Source organism: Polyangium sp. 6x1, assembly GCF_029946515.1.
GTDB lineage: Bacteria > Myxococcota_A > Polyangia > Polyangiales > Polyangiaceae > Polyangium.
Genome location: NZ_JARZHH010000079.1, coordinates 1 through 17,921 on the forward strand (window position 1 = coordinate 1; position 17,921 = coordinate 17,921).

Below are 17,921 nucleotides of genomic sequence, written 5' to 3' on the forward strand. Positions count from 1 at the left end.
TGCACCTCCGCTACCAGAGGTGTCTTCTCCCAGAGTTTGTCCAACATCCCCGTCTCCTCCTCCACCGAGCCCTGGGAGGGGGTCAGTTTTAGTGTCGCCAGGGGGTCAGTTTTACTGACGCTCTACAGGCTCCACCCCGAGCACCCGACGCAGACCGCGATCCCGTCGCTGAGATCATTCCACGAAATCACAGTTCAATCGCTCTGCCGCGGCGCGATTTTGAAGGCGTCAGGGAGTTCCTGACTTTTGTGCACGGTCATGGGCGCCAAGTGGGCTGGATCCACTGAGCAATTCGCCAGCGTGCGGATGGATAGGCGCCCAGGCGCCTGGGCGACCGGGAAAGCGAACCGTCGATTTCTGCTTGCGCATTGGCATCGGCTATCTCATGACTCAATGAGGCCCATGAAAAACAAAAACGAGCCCGGAGAGCTCGAGCAGGATTCGTCTGCCGAGCAGGATCCAGATCCAGGGGGACACCCTCTCTTTCCGGATCCTGGTAACACTGACCCCGCGCGGGAACCCTTGCTCCCCAGCACGGAAACCACGCGCTTCGTCTTGCCGCTATCGACCAACTCTCTGACCGGCAGTGTCAGGGCCACGGTGAAGTCGGTGTTCGAAACGGGTCTGATCTCGAACCCATGATCCCGCCTGAACTGCTGGATGAGCGACCGAAGGCTGGAGTCGTCCCCTTCGACGCGCTTTTTTAGCGTATCAAGATACTTTCGCACCTGCTGCACGCTCACGGTTCGGGGCGCGAGGCTCGGCTGCGCATCGCTCTGTTCGATTTCCGCCTCCACCCCCCGAAGCTCTGCGCGTAGCGCACGGACCCGATCCAGGATCGCTGCGTCTGGCGTGTCGTCCTTCGACGACTCGAAGACCTTGAAATACTTTTCAATCGACGCCTTGAGCGCGTCCCGACGCTTCTTCAGCGCTGCAAGCTTTCGCTGCGCGGTCGGCGGCTCTGCTTGGAGCTTCTTCTGAAGGCGCTCCCAATGCTGCATCACCAGAGGAGGCGACGACAAGACCTCGTGCAACCAGTTCCAAACGGCTTCATGGAGTTCGGCCGCCTGAATGACCGGAAACGAGCATATCGTCTTCCCTCCGAGATGTCTCCGCGAACAGAAATAGTAGCGTCGCTCGCTGTGACCCGAGTTCTTCCCCGAGAGGGGTCCTCCGCAGCCTGGGCATCGCATGAGGCCAGTCAACGCGAACTGCTCCCTTGGCTTCGCTTTGGCCCTTACACGTTTGACATTGTTTTCGTACGTCTTTATTTGCTGCGCTTGGACCCAAGTCTCCTCGGAGATGAGCGCAGGGTGCTCTCCCTTGTAACGGGTCTGCTTGTACCGCGGGAGTCGTGACGGAATTCGCTCCTCGTAGGAGGCTTCGTCGAACGCTGTGAATCCAGCGTACGCCGGATTGTTGATGATCTTCCAGACGCGGGTTCCAAGGAACGTGCAGCCTTCACGGGTCTTATACCCATGCACATGTAGATGCTGCGCGATCCGCCGGCACCCATACCGATACAGCGGCGACGTGTACAGGTGGAAAACGAGCCGGACGATCTCCGCCTCTTTCTCGTCAACGTACCAGCACTTTCCGATGGGGTATTCGAGGCACGCCTTCCGGTAAGCTTCGTCCTCGGACACCCCCGCGGCAACGAGATCCTTGATACGGCGCGACTGCGACGTGTAACCGAAAGGCGGCGGCCCACCACCCACCTTTCCTTTTATGGCCTTACCACGTCTCATCTCGCGAATGCGCTCTCCAGTCAGGTTGACCTCGAGCTCAGACGCAGCGCCGAGCACCTGAAGAGAAAAGCGCCCATGAGCGCTCTTATAGTCGTAGCGGTTCGTGAAGTCCCAGAGTTCGACCCCCGCTTCTCGAATCAAGCGAAGGAAACGCGCCTGAATCTCGTTGTTGCGCCAGAATCGATCCGTATGCCGTGCGCATGCGCCGGCGACCTTGCCCGCGGCGATGTCGTCGAGGAGTTGCTTCAACGCGGGGCGCTTGTCGGTCCAGAGCTCGGCCGTGACGTGCTTTGGCTCGATATAGATGCGGTAGTCGTACCAACGACGCTGAGCTGCAAGCTCGCGGGCGCGGGCGCACTGGTTGGGGATGGAAAGGTCAGCCTTTACGCTCTCCTCTCGTGTTACACGCACGTAGAACGCCCACCAGCGCTCCGGGGGCTTTGCGCCCTCGTCCCAAGATTGCAGCCTGTTGCCGTTCATGGATCCTCCAGCCCTTCTTCTCTGGCGATCTCCACGAGGAGGCTACTCACGACATCCAGGATCGCATCGCTCAACTCGAAGCCCTGACCGACGAGCTCCGCCGCGGCCTCGGAGGTCGGCTCGATGCGCGCCGTGACGCTGGGACCCCCCTCGGGAGATGGCGTGAGGTGTACCACGAACGACTGCAGCACGGCAGGTGCCGTCTTGCTGGAAACGCGCCGCATGCGCCGAGCGGGGCGCTCGAGGACGCTCGGTTCCACGTTCGCAGACGCTGGGCGCGAGGCGCGTCCTCCTCCGTTTCCAGCGGTGCCATTCGGTTGGACCGACCCGGTAGACGTCGCCGTGATGGTCGTGGACGAGTCGGAGCGTGAGTCCGGCATGTCCGCCCTCCTTCCCGAAACGCAAGTCCCGGCGAGGTTCCCCCTCCTCCTCGCCCGGACGCATCTCCCTGGCCGTCAATCGTTACCACGAACCCTCGCCCGACCGCAATCGATTTCGCGAGTAATCTCGATGGTTTGCGAGTACGAGATCGACGTGCTCGTTATGCCGTGTTTGATGCGGTCAGCGCGCTCCCGCCCCTTGATTCACCGTAGTCTGGAGCCGCGCCAGGCCACGATTCGATCCACTTTTCTGTTCGGACGCTCGAGCTTCGACGCAGGTCCATCGGCAAGTCTCGCAAGCGCTGCCCCATGCGATGCAAAAAGTGGATCGGAAAGTGGCACATCGCGAAATTGCCCCCTCGAAAACAGGGGGCTTCCGCGAACGTGATGCCAAAATCCCCGAGCCAGGGAAGGGATACTGCGCTCGAGCCTCGCGTTTTCTGCTGCCGCGTGCCCTCCAAGCCTGGCGTCACTTCTCCGGGAATGTTGGCTTCACCGCGAACAGGCGTCCGTGAAACATCCGAATGTGCGCCCGGGGGTCGTGCCACAACGCGAAAAGTGGATCGAAAAGTGGCGCGACTCGATCGGCACCAGCCGTGAAACAGGGGTTTCCGAGCGGGACCTCGCGCAAAACCGCAGAACCAGCGGCAATTTCGTCTTGTGGCCTGAACCGTGCATCGAGCTCGTTTCCGGGTGCTAATGAGCCCCGAGGCGTGCCTCCACGTGATGCGCGACACGCATGGCCCCCGTCCGGGCGGGTCCCCAATCTCAGGACCAGGCCGTCCCCACGGCGCATCAAGGGCGCGAGCTGGGGCAGCATGGGGTCAGAGTGGCCCAAATCGTGGCCGTTCTCTGGCCCGATGTGGCGATCTGCGAGGAGGCCACTGCAACCACAAGGAAAACTTCACGAGTTCTGTACGACACCCCCTGGTTCGTCTCCGCGTGACACATGCGTGCGTCGAGGCGCGGTCGCGTCGCGTGGGAAAGCATAAGGATATCCGTGGATTGAGTCCCTCGCCTCGCGAGTGTGCGCCCATGGTACGCGCGGATGCTGAGCAAACCAGCAGTCAGGAATGTCCGTACATACGACCCTGCTCGACAGCGGGAAATCGAGTGCCGCTTCCGGCACTTAGCGGTCGGTTTGGAATGGCCTCATTGCGTTCGTCCGGTGAATTCGACTGTCTCCCAGAAAAAACCGTTGCAGAGCCGAGTTGTCGAGGTTCACCATGGCCGGAAGCTAGGAGGGGCGAATATGAGCAGCCCGGATTCCGACGCGCCCGGCGCGTCTGACGCTGGGGGGCACCCGCTATTTCCACGCCCGGAAACGGCGACGGGCCCCGATATGCGTAAATTCGACCTTATTCAAATCCGCCGCTGGGGGCCCGACGGAAAAATGGAGGTCTGCCCGAAGACCTTCAAGGGCTCCGAGCTTCGGACCTACGAGCAGATCGTCAACATGTATGGCGGCGGCGAGTATCAGCTCGTCTCGCAAGATGCGAAGACGCATCAATTCTCGGCCTGGTCCGATAGGATGCGCTTCCCTGGGCCGTCGAAGCCGTTTGTGGACGTCCCCCCGGCGCCTTCGCCGAGCCCCGCACACGCACCGCAAGGTTATTATGGTGCGCCGTCGCCCTATCCAGCCGCGGGCGGGAGCGAAATGATGGTCGCCATGATGCGCGTCATGTTCGAGAGCAACGCCGCCGTCCTGAAGCTCTTGGTCGATAGACAGGACGGCGGATCCAACGTCCAGACCGCGCTGGTAAGCAAGTTGCTGGAGCGGTTGCTGGAGCGGCAGGCGCAGAACCCGCTCGAGTTGCTGCGCGACACCGTGCCCCTCTTGCAAGCCCTTAACGGCGGTGGCGGGAATACGAAGCAGTTCATGCAGGGGGTGGAATTCGCCAAGGAAGTGCTCGGGACGGGCGGCGGAACGAGCAAGGCCGACGACCTCGGCGAACTCGCAAGCCTGATCAAAACCTTCATGACCGTGAAAGCAAGCGCTGCCCCGACGAATGCAGCGCAGCAAGCTCCGACCTCGGTTTCATCGGGACCGCAGCCGCAGCCTGCAACGCAACCGGCGCCGACCCGGCCGCGGAAGACGCGGAAGTCCCAACCGTCGCCGACGAGCCCCCCGGGGTTTCCCGCCCCGTTTTCGCCGTGGCCCTGGCCGTACTTACCCGCCCATTTGTACGGGATGATGCATCCCGCATACCAGGCATGGGCCGCCGCTTACGCGCACGCGATGGGCGGCAATACGCCGGTGGTGCCTCCGGCGTATCCGTTCGCGCCTCAGCCGCCGACCGCCAGTCCAGCCCCGGCGGCCAGCGTGACCTCAGCGGTCAGCGTGGCGCCGTCAGCGCCGCAAGCTGCTCCTGCTTCACCCGACCCTGCGCAGGAGGACGCCACGATGACCTCCGCGCCGACGGTGGGCGACGACGTACCCGCGCCGGCTGCCCAGACGGAGCTGGTCGACGCTTCGACGGTTACGCCGGCCGTGGCCGAGGCGGCGCTCGTCGCGCCGACCGTGGCGGACGAGGATCTCGCGGCCGTCACGCCGACGGTGGTTGCCGTCGCTGGGGATCCGGCTGTGGCGGACGAGGAGCTCGACGTGGCCAACCACGATTTCGATCCGCTCGCCCCGCTGCGGGCGATCATCGCGGGCCTGCACGCGTCGGCGCCCTCCGGGCCCCTCGCGGAGGTTCCCGGCTTCCCGGTGCCGTTCGCGCAACCCCCGGGCTTCCCGGCACCGGCGCCGTTCGCGCCACCTCCCGGCTTCCCGGCATCGCCACCATTCGACCCGATGACCGCCTTTGCGCTCATGAGCGGTGGTGGATTCCCCCTGCCTCTTTCGAGCACGGCGGACCCACCGGACGACGACGATGATGATGACGACGAATCGGACGACGAGGGCGTCGAGGAGAGCGCCACGACAACAGCCGTGCCAGGAGTGATCGCCATGGCTGCCGCTGACCCGGCGTTCGAAGCGGCTCTGCCTGAAGAACTCCGCCCGATGCTCCGCGCCCTGTTGGGCAAGCCCGGGGGAGGTGGTTTGTCATGACTGTCCGGATGGGTATCGTTCACTTCCCCTCGAATCTCGCGAAGGCCCGTTACATGGCCGAAGCGGGAGCGGCGGATGTGTGGCAGCACGAGATCCAACGTTGGGCGGCAGTCTTCAACAAACTGCCCCTTGCGGACCGCCCTGCCGCGATTCTCCGGTTCTGTCAATACGCAATCGACTACGTGCGCGATCCCAAGCGCGAGGTCCTGGAAGACTCGTCGGTGACCCTTCTGCGTGGATTCGGCGATTGTGACGCGAAGACTCGAGTTTTCGTGGCGCTCTGTCGTGCCTGTGGCATCCGCGCGCGGATCTACCCTGTGCGTCCAGCCGAGGATTTTCCGCACGTTCTCGCCGAAGTGATGATCGGCGGGCAGTGGCGCCGCGCTGACCCGACGATTCTCAATTCCGGCATAAACGATATTCCGCCCGCCTGGAGAGCAGTCACCAACTACTGGTAAGGGGGCTTATGGTAACGCCGCTTCGTTGCGCCGTTTGTCATCGGCGCCGGCCCGAGATTTGCGGTGGATTCTGCGCGTGCGGGGCATACGTGTGGGAGCCGATACCGATCAAGCCGCCGCCCGGCATCATCGTCGACTCCCTGGAAGGCGGAACTCCGCTCAGGCCAAAGCAATTTCCGGCGATCCTTGCTGAGGCAATGGGGGGCGTCGTGCTGGGCATGAACATTCTCGTCGGCGGGATACCTGGATCGGGCAAGTCCACCCTCTGTGGCGAGCTCGCGGCGCAGATGGCCGAACGCCTGGATAGCCTCGCGTATTGGCTCGACGCCGAGCAAAACAGGGACATCGTGCGCGAGCTCTTCCCGAGGACGGGCTCGTCCACGCAGCGTGTCCGCCTGGTGAGCCGCGAGCGCGGGAGAGCAGGAGCGGGCGCAAGTTTTCGCGACGCGCTGGAAGTCGTGCCGCGAGATGCAGCCGTGATCGTCATCGATTCGTTGCAACGGTGGGCGCGCGGTTTCGCGGAGCAGACCGAACTGCTCGATGCCGTGTCGGGCTTGGCCCCGACGGTGCTCGTGGTGTCACATTTCAATAAGGCCGGCCGGTTCGCTGGACCCGTGGGGAACGAGTACGACGTCGACGCTACCGTCATCGTCGAGCCAGACCGCGTCAAGGTCACGAAATGCCGCTGGGCTCTCTGCCCGCGCAGCGTCAAGCGACCTCAAACCTCGGCAACGACGTCGCAAACCGAGAAGGGAGTGGATGGATAATGTCACGAGCGATCACTCTATCATTCGACACTGGCGACCCGTGGGACGAGAATCCTTACGGCGATGCGGCGGCCCCCGTCGAAGACACGGGCGACTTCTCGCAGGTCCTGGGTTCGCTCTTCGGCGGAGGTGGCAGCGGGGGCGCTGGTATCGGTGGGAGCCTCGGGACCCTCGCAGGTACGGGACTGGGGAGCCTGCTCGGGCCCGCGGGCGCGACGATCGGCGCTGGGATCGGGAAGATCGGCGGCAACCTGATCGAATCCGCCATCCGCGGTGCGACCGCGCGTAAACCTGCGGCGCGGCCCCCGCAGCAGAAGCGATTGACGAAGCACGAGCAGAGGATCCTCGCGGATGGCGAAGCGCAGACGCGCAAGACCGGAAACCCGGCCTTTGCCGAGGAGGCCAAGCTGCGCGTATATCGCCCGGCAGAGTACAAGCGCAGGCGCGCCGCTGGGACACTACCTTCGCAGCAGGCGCAAAACTCCCAATCCGCTCCGACCACGCGGCGGGTGAAGTTTCCCAAGCCCCCTACCGGCTCCACGCCGCCTCCGCCGCCCCCCAGCACCAGGACGCGGGCGCCCACGCCCGCGGTGGCTTCGTCGGAACCGCCACCTGTCGACGTGGCGCCGCCCGATGAGCCGGAACTTCCGGAAGAGGAATCGTGGGAGGAGTACGACGACACGGGCGCGCCGGTGGCCGCGAGGCCCAAGCCTGCCGGTCACATTTCGATCGCTCCGTTGAAGGACGAGTATGTCGCGGCGGTCCTCCGCGATATGCCTGCAATGAAGGACATCGACCCGCGAGTGCTCCGGGTCGTTTCTGGCGGCGTCAGCTCGGCCCGCGACGTGTCGGGAGTCGATGCGGCGACGGGAACCTACCATGCGACGCCCAGCGAAACGCCGTACGGCATCACGAAGAAGCTTACGGGGCAAACCGAGCGCGTCCAGGAGTTGCTTGCAGCGAATCCACAGAAACCGATGGACGCCTCGCCCATCTGGAACATCCCGCCTGGATGGCTTCAATACACCCGTGGAGATACGGGCGCGCCGCTCACGACGTCTCGCAAGTATATCGTCCAGAAGGGCGATTTTCCCAGCGCGATTGCCAATAAGCTCGGGGCCAGTGATCGAAACTGGTGGTCCGAGCTCCGCGCGGCAAACCCACACAAGCCGCTCAACAGCCAGAAGAACAACTGGAAGTCCCTGACCCCGGGCGAGGAGCTCGGCATCCCGGATGCATGGCCTGCCAGCAATCTCGCCGTGCCGGTGAACGGATCGACCGCGCCCGCTCCGGCCCCGAGCACGAACACGCCATCGTCACCGTCGCCATCGCCAGCGCCGTCGCCGTCGCCGGCAACTCCTTCCACGCCGTCCTCCGCAACCGACCCGGGCCTGCCAGCGCCCGGGAAGAACACGACGATGGACATGGGCGTGATCGGGCAGGTGCAGTTCATGCTCGCGCACTGGAACCAGCGCCATCGAGCAGCGAATCCTGCGGATTTCGGCCACATGTTCGGCGGAGCGCCGCTCGACATCACGAATAGCTGGACGCCACGTACCAGGATGGCACTTCAATCGTTCCAGTTCTGGTGGAATCGATACCAGCCTTTGCGGATGGTTCGGATCGATGGGGAGCTCGACCAGGCGACGTATAACGCCCTGTACGAAACGGAGCAGGCCGGGTTGCCCATGCAATTGCCGCAGCCGGGGCCGCAGCAGCCCGTCCCCGCGCCGATACCGCAGCAGCAAGCCCCGGCGCCTTCGCAGCCCACGCCACAGCCGCAGCCGTCGCCGCAGCCCCAGCCGTCGCCGAACGGGCCGCAGCTCCCGGGCGGGTTTCAGCTCCCCGGTGGGTTCCAGCTCCCCGGCGGGTTCCAGATCCCGAACATCCCGGGCCTCGGGCAGTCGCCGACCCCTCCTTCGCCGACGCCGCCTGCGCAAACGTCCCCCGCACCGACGCCGCCGGCCACGCCGCCGGCCACGACGCCGGCCACGACGCCTCCTGCGCCCTCCGGCGGGTTTCAGCTTCCGGGCGGCTTGCAGGTCCCCCCATGGCTTCAAAACCTCGGCATTCCCGGCTTTCAGATCCAGGCGCCAGCGCCGACGTTTCAGGCGGGCGCACAGCCGCCCCAACAGGCAACGACCTCCGGCCCTGAAAGCGTACCGCTCGACGCCCACATGACGGAGGCCGGCAAGGCTGGCGTGCGGCAAGTCCTCTCGACCGAAGCAGATCCCCTCAAACTCGACGTGCTGGCTCTTCAACTCGAACAGTCCGGCTATCCAATGGCGGGGCAGGCGCTTCGGTGGAGAGCGGCGAGTCTATGGGCCGACAAGATGCAGGTTGACGGCCACATGCCCGCAGCCACGGCGCAATCGCTCCGCACCTACATGCGAAGCGAGCTCGAGCCGCCGCTCAAGTTCGAGGTAGTGGCTTGCGAATGTGGGAAGGGTGGCTTCCCCGTGGCCGGCACGTGGTTCCGTTCGAGGGCATATACCCTGCGATACATCAGGACCAGCCTCGATCAAAACATGCCGCCCGAGAGCCAGCAACTCGTCCGGCAGCAGCTTCAGGCTGGCAATGCGGGTTACCTGGATTCGGCGGCCACGTACTATCAGACCTACGGCTTTCCCGTCGCAGCAGCGGCCTTCCGTGCGCGGGCCAATGAGCTTCGATGGCTCCAAGCTCGATATGGTGTGGGCGAGGGTCCTGCCCAGCAGTCGCCTTCCGGTCAGCCATGGCCTCAAACGCCCCAGCAGGTACCGAACTCTCCGCAGCCCTGGGGGGGCAATCAGCAGCCGCAACCGTGGCCGCCCGATATGCCGGATCTGCCCGACAATCCGCCCGTCGTCGTATGGGACCCGAATAACCCCACGCAGGGTAGCGATACCAAATCGAGCCTCCTGCCCGTGCTCGCATTGCTCGGCGCTGGGATCGCGTTCTCCTGACATCGCGAACGAGAGGAGCTGGTGCCACGATGCTGTTCGCTTATTGGTGGTGGAGGTGGTGGAAGACCAAGCCGGCACCTGCCCCAGGAGAGACCCCGCGATTCTTTCGATGGTTTCATCGGGAGTCGGATCTGGACAGCGTGTCGTACGCCGCCCTCATGACGGCGACGCGTGGCGATTGGATGAAGCTCGACCCAAAGGCACGCGTGCGCCAGTTCCGGGCACTCGTGCTGCTATCGCTCCGGATCGCGCCCGTTTCGTACCGCGAAATCGAGCTGGGCGATCTCCGGCCTGGGCTTTACAGCAATGACGAGCGCAACGCTGCGGGCTCTGCAATTGCACGAACGCTCGTGCTCTTGTCGCCGAGCGGTCTTCGCGCGATCTCAGACGCGCAGACCGACGAGGGAAACCCTACCGTCGGAGCCGGGGTGACGGATACCGGCGTCGTCGTGACCATCGTCGTCGTGGCTCTCGCAGCGGTCTGCGCGCTGGCTGCCGTTTACCTGGGTGCCCATGCTGCGGTGAGGATCAACTTCGACGACGAGGTCACGAGGAGGCTTCTTTCGGCCCAGGCCATGGCCATTCAGGTCTTGACCTTGCACGTCGAGCGCGAACGCGCTGTCGGGCAGGAGTTGCCGTTCAGCGAGGAGGAGCGCTCGCTTTTGATGCGATTGGAGGACGATCAAAGGAGACTCGCGACGATGCAGGGCCGGCCGCTGCCCAGTCCTTTCGAGGGGGCGAGGGAGTTTGCCCGGGAGGCGACGCGCGTCGCGACATCAATGACCACGCTCGCCCTCGTGCTGGTGGGGGCTTATTTTCTTGCTCAAACAAAGGAGGTCATGAACCATGGCGGAAAGAGATAAGAAGACCGTCCGAGTGGATAGGTCGCTCGTGGCGGTCCCACGCGGGGGAGCGAGGAGGCGGCGTGTCAAGCGCTTCGTCCAAAGTGCCGGGAAGGGCGTGCTGCTCGTCGCAGGCGCGGGCGCAGTGGTGGCGCTGCTCGCGAACCTCGACGACCTCAAGAATAGCAAAGAGGTGAAGGACCATTGGTGGCTCCTGCCTCTTGGGGTCATTGCGATCGGTTACCTGCTGCGCAAGCGCGGCAACCCGTATGCGAATGCGGTGCTCGCCGTGGGCGGCGCTCTCTTTGCGAGTGCATACGCATTGCAATCGAAGCAGGCGCAGGCGAAGACGCCGACGCCGCAGCCGCAGCCCGGGCCGCAGTACCCGGCGCCTCCCCCCAAGAAGTTGACGGAGGGGCCCGCCATGGGAACGGAGGGGCCCACCATGGCCCCGCCTGTCCTCGCCTCCGGTTGGGTCCAAATGCCGACGGGCGAGTACGTGCGCATTCCTGTGTTTTCCATGCCGACGACATGAACGAGGAGGAGAAGGATCATGAGCAATGCACAAGACGTCGCCGACATTCTGGCCGCTGCGGACGCGAACGGCGAGACCGCGGCCCCCGAGAACGACATGGACATGGACACGGCCGGCCCGGCTGACGACGACGACAACGAGACCGCTGGCGCCGAGCTCGCGGCCGAGGACGGCGACACGGGCGACGTGCGAGCCCTGAAGCGGCGCGGCCGTCATACGGTGACCGTCGAGGAGCTGCGCACCCTTCAGGCTCGCTCCCGTGCGCGAGGGGTGGCCGTCGGCAAGAAGCGCGCGCAGGCGCAGAGCAAGAAGCCGAAGCTGCCGCCCAACATGGTCGCGCCGGCTGAAGGAATGCGCAAGCTCGTGGCCAAGTGGAGCGCGCGCGGGCAGCCGTACGTGGCTCGCCAGGAGGGCCACTACTACTCGACGTGCGAGATCGTCTGCAACGTCGTGGGCTCGACCAAGGGCCAATGCGTCGTTCGCATCCCGAAGGGCGATTACAAGTTCTTCGACCGTGCGGTGGACGATGACGTCATGTACATGGGCGCGCATCCTGGCAAGGTGACGACCAACTGGACCAACCTGCAAAGGCCGTCGAAGAATACCTACAACGAGCAGGACTTTCTCATCCGGTCGATTACGATGCAGGAGGCGGGGCTGCGGATTCGATACGAGCAGTCCGAGATCAGCCAGATCCAGGGAGCGGAGGCCCACGCCGACATTCTGACGGGCAAGGTGTGGATCTGGGATGACTCGGGCTCGTTCTTGCCGCAGCAGATTTTCCACGACTTCAGTGGGGAGAACCTGCTGTACCGGGCCTTGAGGCGCTCGGGGGTGCTTTACTTCAACTGGGACAAGCGCAGGACGGGCGGCAACGGAATCAACCAAACCCTGTTGATCGACCACCTGCGCAACGTGCCGGACGCCAAGGTCAAGAGCCTGGCTCGCACATCGGGCGGGGCCCCGGTGCTCCCCGTGGCGGATGGTTACATCTTCACAGACAACCCCGAGAAGAGCGACGAGGGCGCGTTCACCGCGATCATCAGGGTCGAGGACGACATCGCGTTCCCCATCAAGCCGATCGATATCGGGCTCGGAACTCCCAGCAAGCCTATCTCGATCGGGCTCTATATTCAGCTCTCGCTCAATGGGATCAGCTTCGAGCACGAGAACCGCGGTCGCACGTAGGCGCGGAGGAGACGATGAGCGTGGTGGAGATCGACAGCGAGAAGAAAAGCAACACGGTGGAGACGAGCCCGAACTTCGGTCCGTCTACGCATTGCGTTGTGATCATGGAGCAGCTCCCTCTCCAGCGGGCTTCTCCGCCTCCCCGCTGGCGTGTCGCCGCCACGCTCACCCTGCGGGATCCCCTGTTCGGTCCGGAGCCCGTACTCGCGGACCTGCCCACGGTTGTCGTCGGGCCGCTCATTCACAAGCGGCAGGTGGTGGCCATGGCCAAGTATGCCGGACTGGTCTCGCAGTGGTCGTTTCGTTTCGAGAGCGACGATGGGCGAGCGAAAGCCCTTGTTTGGCTGCATCCGGGGACCTCGCCCATGCATGAGTGCGGGATCTTCGTGACGCACAGCGCCTTGCGGTGAGTCTCGTGGACCCATTCGCGATGCGCGTCGCGCTACTTCAAGCGTGGAGCAATGCCGTAGGTGCGGAGCGGATCAGCCCCCCGGAGCTGCAAGCCGTGGGGGCGGTCCTTCGCGGCGCGGCAGCCGTAGCCATCCCGGCATTGCTTCGCGGGCTCTACCGCGAACCAGTGACGGCAAAGGCGCTCAAATGGGGTGACGTCACGGCGATCTCGGAGGCGCTCCGCTGGCGAGGGTGGCGCCACGATCACGATCACCTGCCGGATTCGCTGTGGGCTCGCAAGCTCGAGGACGCGCGCGTCATGCGTGAACCGGTTTGGCAGGCTGCGCAGGATTCAGGTGAGCCGACAGAGTCAGCGCTCACGGTGCTCACGGTCGAGGGAGAGCTACCCTTCGAGGAAGATTACTTGCCGCGTGTCATCGCGGGCGAGCATCTTCACGCTGCGCCGGAGGCCAAGTGCGCGCTCGCCATCGCAGCGCGAACGTTCGTTCTGCGTGCAATGCGCGATCACCCGACGCTCGGTAGGAGCACGCCGATACCGAATAGTCAACGCTTTCAGTTGTTCGGTCGGGTGGCCACCCCTGAATGTGCAGACGCGGTGGCGCGTACGCGTGGCGTTGTGATGTACCACAACGGTCGACTGATCCTGGCCAATTACGTGGCAGGCGCGTTATGGACCAGGGATGGAGCCCCCAGCGACGATCCGACGAACACGGAACGGTGGGTGACGTACAACCTTGGACGGAGAGGGAACGAAGTCAAACAAACGGCGCTCTCGCTCAAGGCGCATCCCGGCAACCGTGGCTGCATGAGCCAGAACGGGGCGCAGTGGCTTGCGATGCATGGCTGGAATTGCTGGTCGATTCTGCGCTTCTTCTACGGTGACGACATCGAATTTCGTCGCCTTCGGCATCCGGGGGGGCTCGGCGCGGCCGCAGTGGCGATTTTGGGGCTCATGGCGGGCCTTGAACTGGCTCGGTAATTGCTCGACCGTTTGGATTTGTTCGGGACGAACCCGCCGTGTCGGGCTCCATCTGACAAACCCGTGGGGCGACGATCTGGTATATGAGACTCCTCGATGAAACGAACGAGTGTTTTGCTATTTTCGATGGTTGGCGCATTGTGTTCGGGGTTTTTCACTTACCGGCTGACGCCCCCGCGCGCCGTTCCAATGGCCGCCGGGTACACGGGGGTCGACGCGCATCTCCGGAGCGCGCGCGAGCGGCTGATCGCTCAGGAAGCTCGGGTGGAGTCCGCGGAGCCCCGGGACACGGGCGTGCCTTTAGAGGAGCCATCGCCCCAGCCGTCGCCGCAGCCAACGGCGCGCACGAAAGCGGCCCCCAAGACGACGGCCCCCGCCGCGACGGCGGCGATCCCGCCAGCAGCACCCACGTCACCAGGTCCGCCGGCATCTGCTCTCACGCTCCCTCGCATACCTGGTCTGCCGATGAGCGCCGAGCAGGAACTCGCGGGCCAGCGGCTTCTGGAGGGCGTTCATAGTGTTCCCGGCCTCGTCCCGCCCGGTCTCGTCCCGCCTGGGGCCCCGCCGCCGCCGCGCAGTGAGTGAAGGGGAATGACGCGGAGGTAGGTGTGGCGCTTCGACTTGTTCAAGCAGGGGAAGGACATCCGCGGCCGTTGGTCCTGGCGTTCCTCGTGGGCGCCGACCTCGATCCGAAGCTGCGTGCAGCGTTCGGACCGCAGCCGTGCGTGATCGCTGATGGGCTCGCAAAGGGGCCCATGATGGGCGAGCTCCTGGAGTTCGCGCATCGGCAGGCCGGGGTGCAGGAGGTCTCGCGCGTGGCGTTGATCGGCTACTCGGCTGGGTGCCAGCGCGTCAGGGCGCTCCACATAGCGCGAGCGCGTATCTGCTCGCGGACGGAACGCATGCGTCGTGGCCGCCGGAGGAGTGGCAGATCGGCTGGCTTCGAGACGTCGCGAGCCAGGCTCGTGCGGGGAGGGTTCTGCTTGTCGCCACGCACACGATGCAGGGGTATACGGAGCGGTTGCCGCAGGGCAGAGCGTTCTGCTCGACTGCGCGGGTCCTCCGCATGGCGACGGGGTGGCCACTCGACCGCGCGGGCCCGCTCGATGCGCCCGTCGTCACGACGGAGGGCGCTCTCCACGTGTACTCGTACGCGAGCGCAGACATCGACGCGCCGGCCCACGCGGCTCGTGCGCGTCGTGCCCGAGCTCGCCGCGCGCCATCTCGGCCCGTGGCTCTGGAAGCAGGAGCAGCCCAAGCAAACGCGCTCCGTTCCTCTAGCCCTCCTCGGCATCTTCGCAGCGCTCACCCTTGCCCCCCGCCCATGCGACCGGGGCGGACTCGCGTCGATGTGAAACGAGCAGGGCGATAACCGGGGAAGCCTACGGTATCTTCCGCAGTCGGAAGCTTTGCCTGCAACCGCCGGAACGGTTATCCATATCCAATCGAAGAGTCACAGGGCGACCGGCTGTAACCGTGTGGGTCCCTTGGTTGCCACATTGTCCGGCATTGCCGTCGGCGTAGAAGCTGACATCCAGTGCAATATCATCCCGCCCCTCCAAGATGAAACGTTGTTGACAACCTCCAGCGCGGTTATCAGTATCGACCCGATAGGCATCGCTCATGCGCTCCATGGCGGCGATGACGTCGCCGTGGATAGGAATGGTCTTGAGCCCAGGGTTGTCACACTGTTCTCTCCCATCCGGATAGAACTCGACTTGCAGCGTGAGCCCTTCCAGGACACCAGCAGGATCGTAAACAGAGAACTGCTGGTAGCAACCACCTGACCGACCATCGGTATCAAAACGGATTGTAGGAGTCCACTGGCCCATCGAGGTCATGGATTTGCCGTAAGCGGCGCCGTTACATTGCCCGGGGTCACCGTCCGCATAGAAATTGTGTATAAAAACGGGCAACTGCTCGGCGGCTCCCAGGCTTGGGTACGTAGCCACTGCGATTGTCGCCAGAACGCCGAGAATCTTCATGTTCATCCCCCTCCAGTGCGCAGCCTGCTGGGAAACGTGGTGGCTGTGCAGACAATCACAAGCCAGGCCAGCGATTTTGACGTCAGATAGCACTTGCTGCAGACCGCCAGCTTGGCCACGTTCCGTCCTTGACGGGCTCGCGGAACGATGCCCGGAAGGGGGATCCATGAAGAAGAGGCTGTTCTTTCAAAGTTTGAGCGTCGCCATGCTCGCCGTGGCAACCATGGCCAGCACCGCGGCGCAGGCAGCTGAAGTCCTGGCTGTCGATGTCTCTGAAAACGTCAACCGTGGCCTTTTTGGAGGTAGAGACAATTACAGCTACCCGCTCGGCGGCAGGAAGGTCACCCGCCACGAGTTCACGCGTAATACCCGGGGACATGCAGATGTCTACGTGGAGTCCATCGACAGCAACCAAGTCAAGGTGCACGGTTGGGCGGACGCGTTTTCCGGCTACAGTTTCACCCTGAAGGTTTGGGTCGAAGAGTAAAGTCGGCCCGCCCGCACCAAATACGTGCCCCACGCCACCAACCCACCACCGAACGCCAGGTACGGTCGCGCGTATACGCCTCATCGCTCATGACGACGCGAGCGGGCGGTTCGACTGCTGACCCCGCACGAGTCGCGACGTTGCTCGCCTCTCCGGTATTATCGGGGAACCAAATTGTAGTGTATGGCGTACATCTGAAGCTTTTCCATGATGTATGAAGCCATCTTTGACGCGACGCAGTTCTCGGGACTTAGGTGATGGAACTCGAGGTAGATTTCCTCGCCCGAGTTTGTGGCTACGGCATCGGTGAACAGATTGCCGTCTCCACCGTCAACCTCGAACTTGTCGTCCGGTACACTAAACGTCGATAATGTCGACGAAATGAGCTTGCAGATCGCCACATTGATATCCTTGTGACGACGTGCAGAAAGGGCCTGGACACCCTTGTACGCTTCCTCCGTTGCGTCGCTCGTCTTTCCCTTCTTTCCGGAGGTGAGCTCATTCAGGGTTGTGCTGGTCAGGTAGCGGTAAAAATCGGTTGCCTGAAGCGTTACACGGGCGTTGGAGATATGCTCCTTAACGCCGGCAGCCACTACAGCTTGCTTGAGCTGTGTGGGCCCGTAGTGAAGACATGCGTATGAGACCGGGCTCGGTGTCATAGTCGCTAACCGTGACCTGAAGAGCGATATTATGTAACCAAGATGGTGCTCAGGATTTCCAGAGCGAGCAGCCCACCACTTTCCGGCACGTGATTGCGGGGAGTACGCCAACAACTCGGGCGCCTTTAGCAGTAACGACTTTGCGCGTCGAATTCGATTTGCTTCGCTTGCGACGTCAGAGCCCGAGCTGACCACAAACATGACCAAGGGGAGGTGCTTTGCAGCCTGTACGTCATTCACTCGATCGGTGATCATCGCCCCGATCTTGCCCAGGAAATTACCTATGGTTGACTCGGACTCAACGATTTGCCTCACTGCCGATTCATCGAGTGCAAGGTCGTCAAGCTCCAGATCGAGCTGAATCAGCAATCGTTCGAGGGCTGCTTCCCACATGGATTTGTCAGGTCCATGAATTTCCATCACGGCATCTGAAGGCGTGAAATTTTCTCCGCCGATCTTTTGTGCAAGGTCACGCAGGGATGCGAGCCATTCGGTGTCGTTGGTAGGCCAACAGCCAACAACGTCTTTCCTCCGGCGCAGAAACTGATTGAGGCCAGAAAGAAACTGCGAAAGACCAACGGTGTCATCCGTTATCTCTCGCCCGTCGAGTAGGACTATGTGTGTCCGCCCATCTGTTGGGGGTAAGTTGGCTCTCAGCCAGTTATTGATATCCTTGAGTGCCACTTCTTCTGGCACTAGCTTGACGCTAGCAAATCGATCCGACATATGTGCGGCGGCCGAGTAGACAGCCGTCGTCTTGCCTGTGCCCGTCTGCCCGCGAAGGAATGCAAGCACTCCACCTCCCTGAAGTCTCGCGCGTCGGTGCAGTCGATCAAACAGGGCGAGGTCATGCTCTACCGGCAGAATAAGAGGCGTCGGCGGGTTCAGCTTTGGATCCGCCAAAATGGACTCGAAGCGGTTAGGGATGATCAGCTCGTCGCTCATATGTTTGCAGGATAGAAGTGAGGCGCTCGTTACATCGGAATGGGCGCACAAAAAGAC

Annotated in this window: 14 protein-coding genes; 10 read left to right on the top strand and 4 right to left on the bottom strand. The window is 63.4% G+C overall.

Features of this window, described 5'->3' with window-relative positions; translation table 11 throughout:
* Positions 1–383 precede the first annotated feature (383 nt).
* Positions 384–2,228: a recombinase family protein gene (locus QHF85_RS42405; RefSeq protein WP_281333166.1), complete on the bottom strand. Its 1,845-nt coding sequence runs from the start codon at positions 2,226–2,228 to the stop codon at positions 384–386.
* Positions 2,225–2,452 carry a hypothetical protein gene (locus tag QHF85_RS42410; RefSeq protein ID WP_281333167.1) on the bottom strand — a complete coding sequence of 76 codons (228 nt, stop codon included), beginning with the start codon at positions 2,450–2,452 and terminating at the stop codon, positions 2,225–2,227. The genes QHF85_RS42405 and QHF85_RS42410 overlap by 4 nt, the downstream gene beginning before the upstream one ends.
* Before the next feature lie 1,498 nt (positions 2,453–3,950).
* Between QHF85_RS42410 and QHF85_RS42415 the strand changes: the two genes are divergently transcribed.
* The 9 genes from QHF85_RS42415 (at position 3,951) to QHF85_RS42455 (ending at position 13,788) form a co-directional block, all read left to right on the top strand.
* The gene (locus QHF85_RS42415) at positions 3,951–5,663 is read left to right on the top strand and encodes a hypothetical protein (RefSeq protein ID WP_281333168.1); all 1,713 of its coding nucleotides are present in this window, start codon (positions 3,951–3,953) and stop codon (positions 5,661–5,663) included.
* Positions 5,660–6,121, top strand: a complete 462-nt coding sequence (locus QHF85_RS42420) for a transglutaminase domain-containing protein (protein WP_281333169.1) — start codon at positions 5,660–5,662, stop codon at positions 6,119–6,121. Before QHF85_RS42415 ends, QHF85_RS42420 begins: the two co-directional genes overlap by 4 nt.
* A gap of 89 nt (positions 6,122–6,210) precedes the next feature.
* Complete coding sequence (locus QHF85_RS42425; protein WP_281333170.1) at positions 6,211–6,888, top strand: AAA family ATPase; 678 nt, start codon at positions 6,211–6,213, stop codon at positions 6,886–6,888.
* Positions 6,801–9,833 (top strand): LysM domain-containing protein, encoded by a 3,033-nt coding sequence (locus tag QHF85_RS42430; RefSeq protein WP_281333171.1) that lies wholly within the window; start codon positions 6,801–6,803, stop codon positions 9,831–9,833. The genes QHF85_RS42425 and QHF85_RS42430 overlap by 88 nt, the downstream gene beginning before the upstream one ends.
* A gap of 158 nt (positions 9,834–9,991) precedes the next feature.
* The gene (locus tag QHF85_RS42435; protein WP_281333172.1) at positions 9,992–10,696 is read left to right on the top strand and encodes a hypothetical protein; all 705 of its coding nucleotides are present in this window, start codon (positions 9,992–9,994) and stop codon (positions 10,694–10,696) included.
* A 97-nt stretch (positions 10,697–10,793) separates the two neighbouring features.
* Positions 10,794–11,210: a hypothetical protein gene (locus tag QHF85_RS42440; RefSeq protein WP_281333173.1), complete on the top strand. Its 417-nt coding sequence runs from the start codon at positions 10,794–10,796 to the stop codon at positions 11,208–11,210.
* Positions 11,211–11,228: 18 nt separating this feature from the next.
* Positions 11,229–12,398: a hypothetical protein gene (locus QHF85_RS42445; protein WP_281333174.1), complete on the top strand. Its 1,170-nt coding sequence runs from the start codon at positions 11,229–11,231 to the stop codon at positions 12,396–12,398.
* Between the two features lie 14 nt (positions 12,399–12,412).
* Complete coding sequence (locus QHF85_RS42450; RefSeq protein WP_281333175.1) at positions 12,413–12,808, top strand: hypothetical protein; 396 nt, start codon at positions 12,413–12,415, stop codon at positions 12,806–12,808.
* Positions 12,809–12,828: 20 nt separating this feature from the next.
* Positions 12,829–13,788 carry a SpoIID/LytB domain-containing protein gene (locus QHF85_RS42455; protein ID WP_281333176.1) on the top strand — a complete coding sequence of 320 codons (960 nt, stop codon included), beginning with the start codon at positions 12,829–12,831 and terminating at the stop codon, positions 13,786–13,788.
* A 1,382-nt stretch (positions 13,789–15,170) separates the two neighbouring features.
* On the opposite strand, the gene QHF85_RS42460 is transcribed toward QHF85_RS42455, so the two are convergent.
* On the bottom strand, positions 15,171–15,773 hold the full coding sequence (locus QHF85_RS42460) for a hypothetical protein (RefSeq protein ID WP_281333177.1): 603 nt from the start codon (positions 15,771–15,773) through the stop codon (positions 15,171–15,173).
* Between the two features lie 166 nt (positions 15,774–15,939).
* Between QHF85_RS42460 and QHF85_RS42465 the strand changes: the two genes are divergently transcribed.
* Positions 15,940–16,260 (top strand): hypothetical protein, encoded by a 321-nt coding sequence (locus QHF85_RS42465; RefSeq protein ID WP_281333178.1) that lies wholly within the window; start codon positions 15,940–15,942, stop codon positions 16,258–16,260.
* Positions 16,261–16,418: 158 nt separating this feature from the next.
* Here the strand turns inward: QHF85_RS42465 and QHF85_RS42470 are convergent, their stop codons facing one another.
* On the bottom strand, positions 16,419–17,864 hold the full coding sequence (locus QHF85_RS42470) for a hypothetical protein (protein WP_281333179.1): 1,446 nt from the start codon (positions 17,862–17,864) through the stop codon (positions 16,419–16,421).
* Positions 17,865–17,921 lie beyond the last annotated feature (57 nt).

Coding starts and splice junctions, on each gene's coding strand:
- QHF85_RS42405 (WP_281333166.1), bottom strand. CDS start 2,228: ATGAACGGCAACAGGCTGCAATCTTGGGACGAGGGCGCAAAGCCCCCG.
- QHF85_RS42410 (WP_281333167.1), bottom strand. CDS start 2,452: ATGCGGCGCGTTTCCAGCAAGACGGCACCTGCCGTGCTGCAGTCGTTC.
- QHF85_RS42415 (WP_281333168.1), top strand. CDS start 3,951: ATGCGTAAATTCGACCTTATTCAAATCCGCCGCTGGGGGCCCGACGGA.
- QHF85_RS42420 (WP_281333169.1), top strand. CDS start 5,660: ATGACTGTCCGGATGGGTATCGTTCACTTCCCCTCGAATCTCGCGAAG.
- QHF85_RS42430 (WP_281333171.1), top strand. CDS start 6,801: ATGCCGCTGGGCTCTCTGCCCGCGCAGCGTCAAGCGACCTCAAACCTC.
- QHF85_RS42435 (WP_281333172.1), top strand. CDS start 9,992: ATGACGGCGACGCGTGGCGATTGGATGAAGCTCGACCCAAAGGCACGC.
- QHF85_RS42445 (WP_281333174.1), top strand. CDS start 11,229: ATGAGCAATGCACAAGACGTCGCCGACATTCTGGCCGCTGCGGACGCG.
- QHF85_RS42450 (WP_281333175.1), top strand. CDS start 12,413: ATGAGCGTGGTGGAGATCGACAGCGAGAAGAAAAGCAACACGGTGGAG.
- QHF85_RS42455 (WP_281333176.1), top strand. CDS start 12,829: ATGCGCGTCGCGCTACTTCAAGCGTGGAGCAATGCCGTAGGTGCGGAG.
- QHF85_RS42460 (WP_281333177.1), bottom strand. CDS start 15,773: ATGAAGATTCTCGGCGTTCTGGCGACAATCGCAGTGGCTACGTACCCA.
- QHF85_RS42465 (WP_281333178.1), top strand. CDS start 15,940: ATGAAGAAGAGGCTGTTCTTTCAAAGTTTGAGCGTCGCCATGCTCGCC.
- QHF85_RS42470 (WP_281333179.1), bottom strand. CDS start 17,864: ATGAGCGACGAGCTGATCATCCCTAACCGCTTCGAGTCCATTTTGGCG.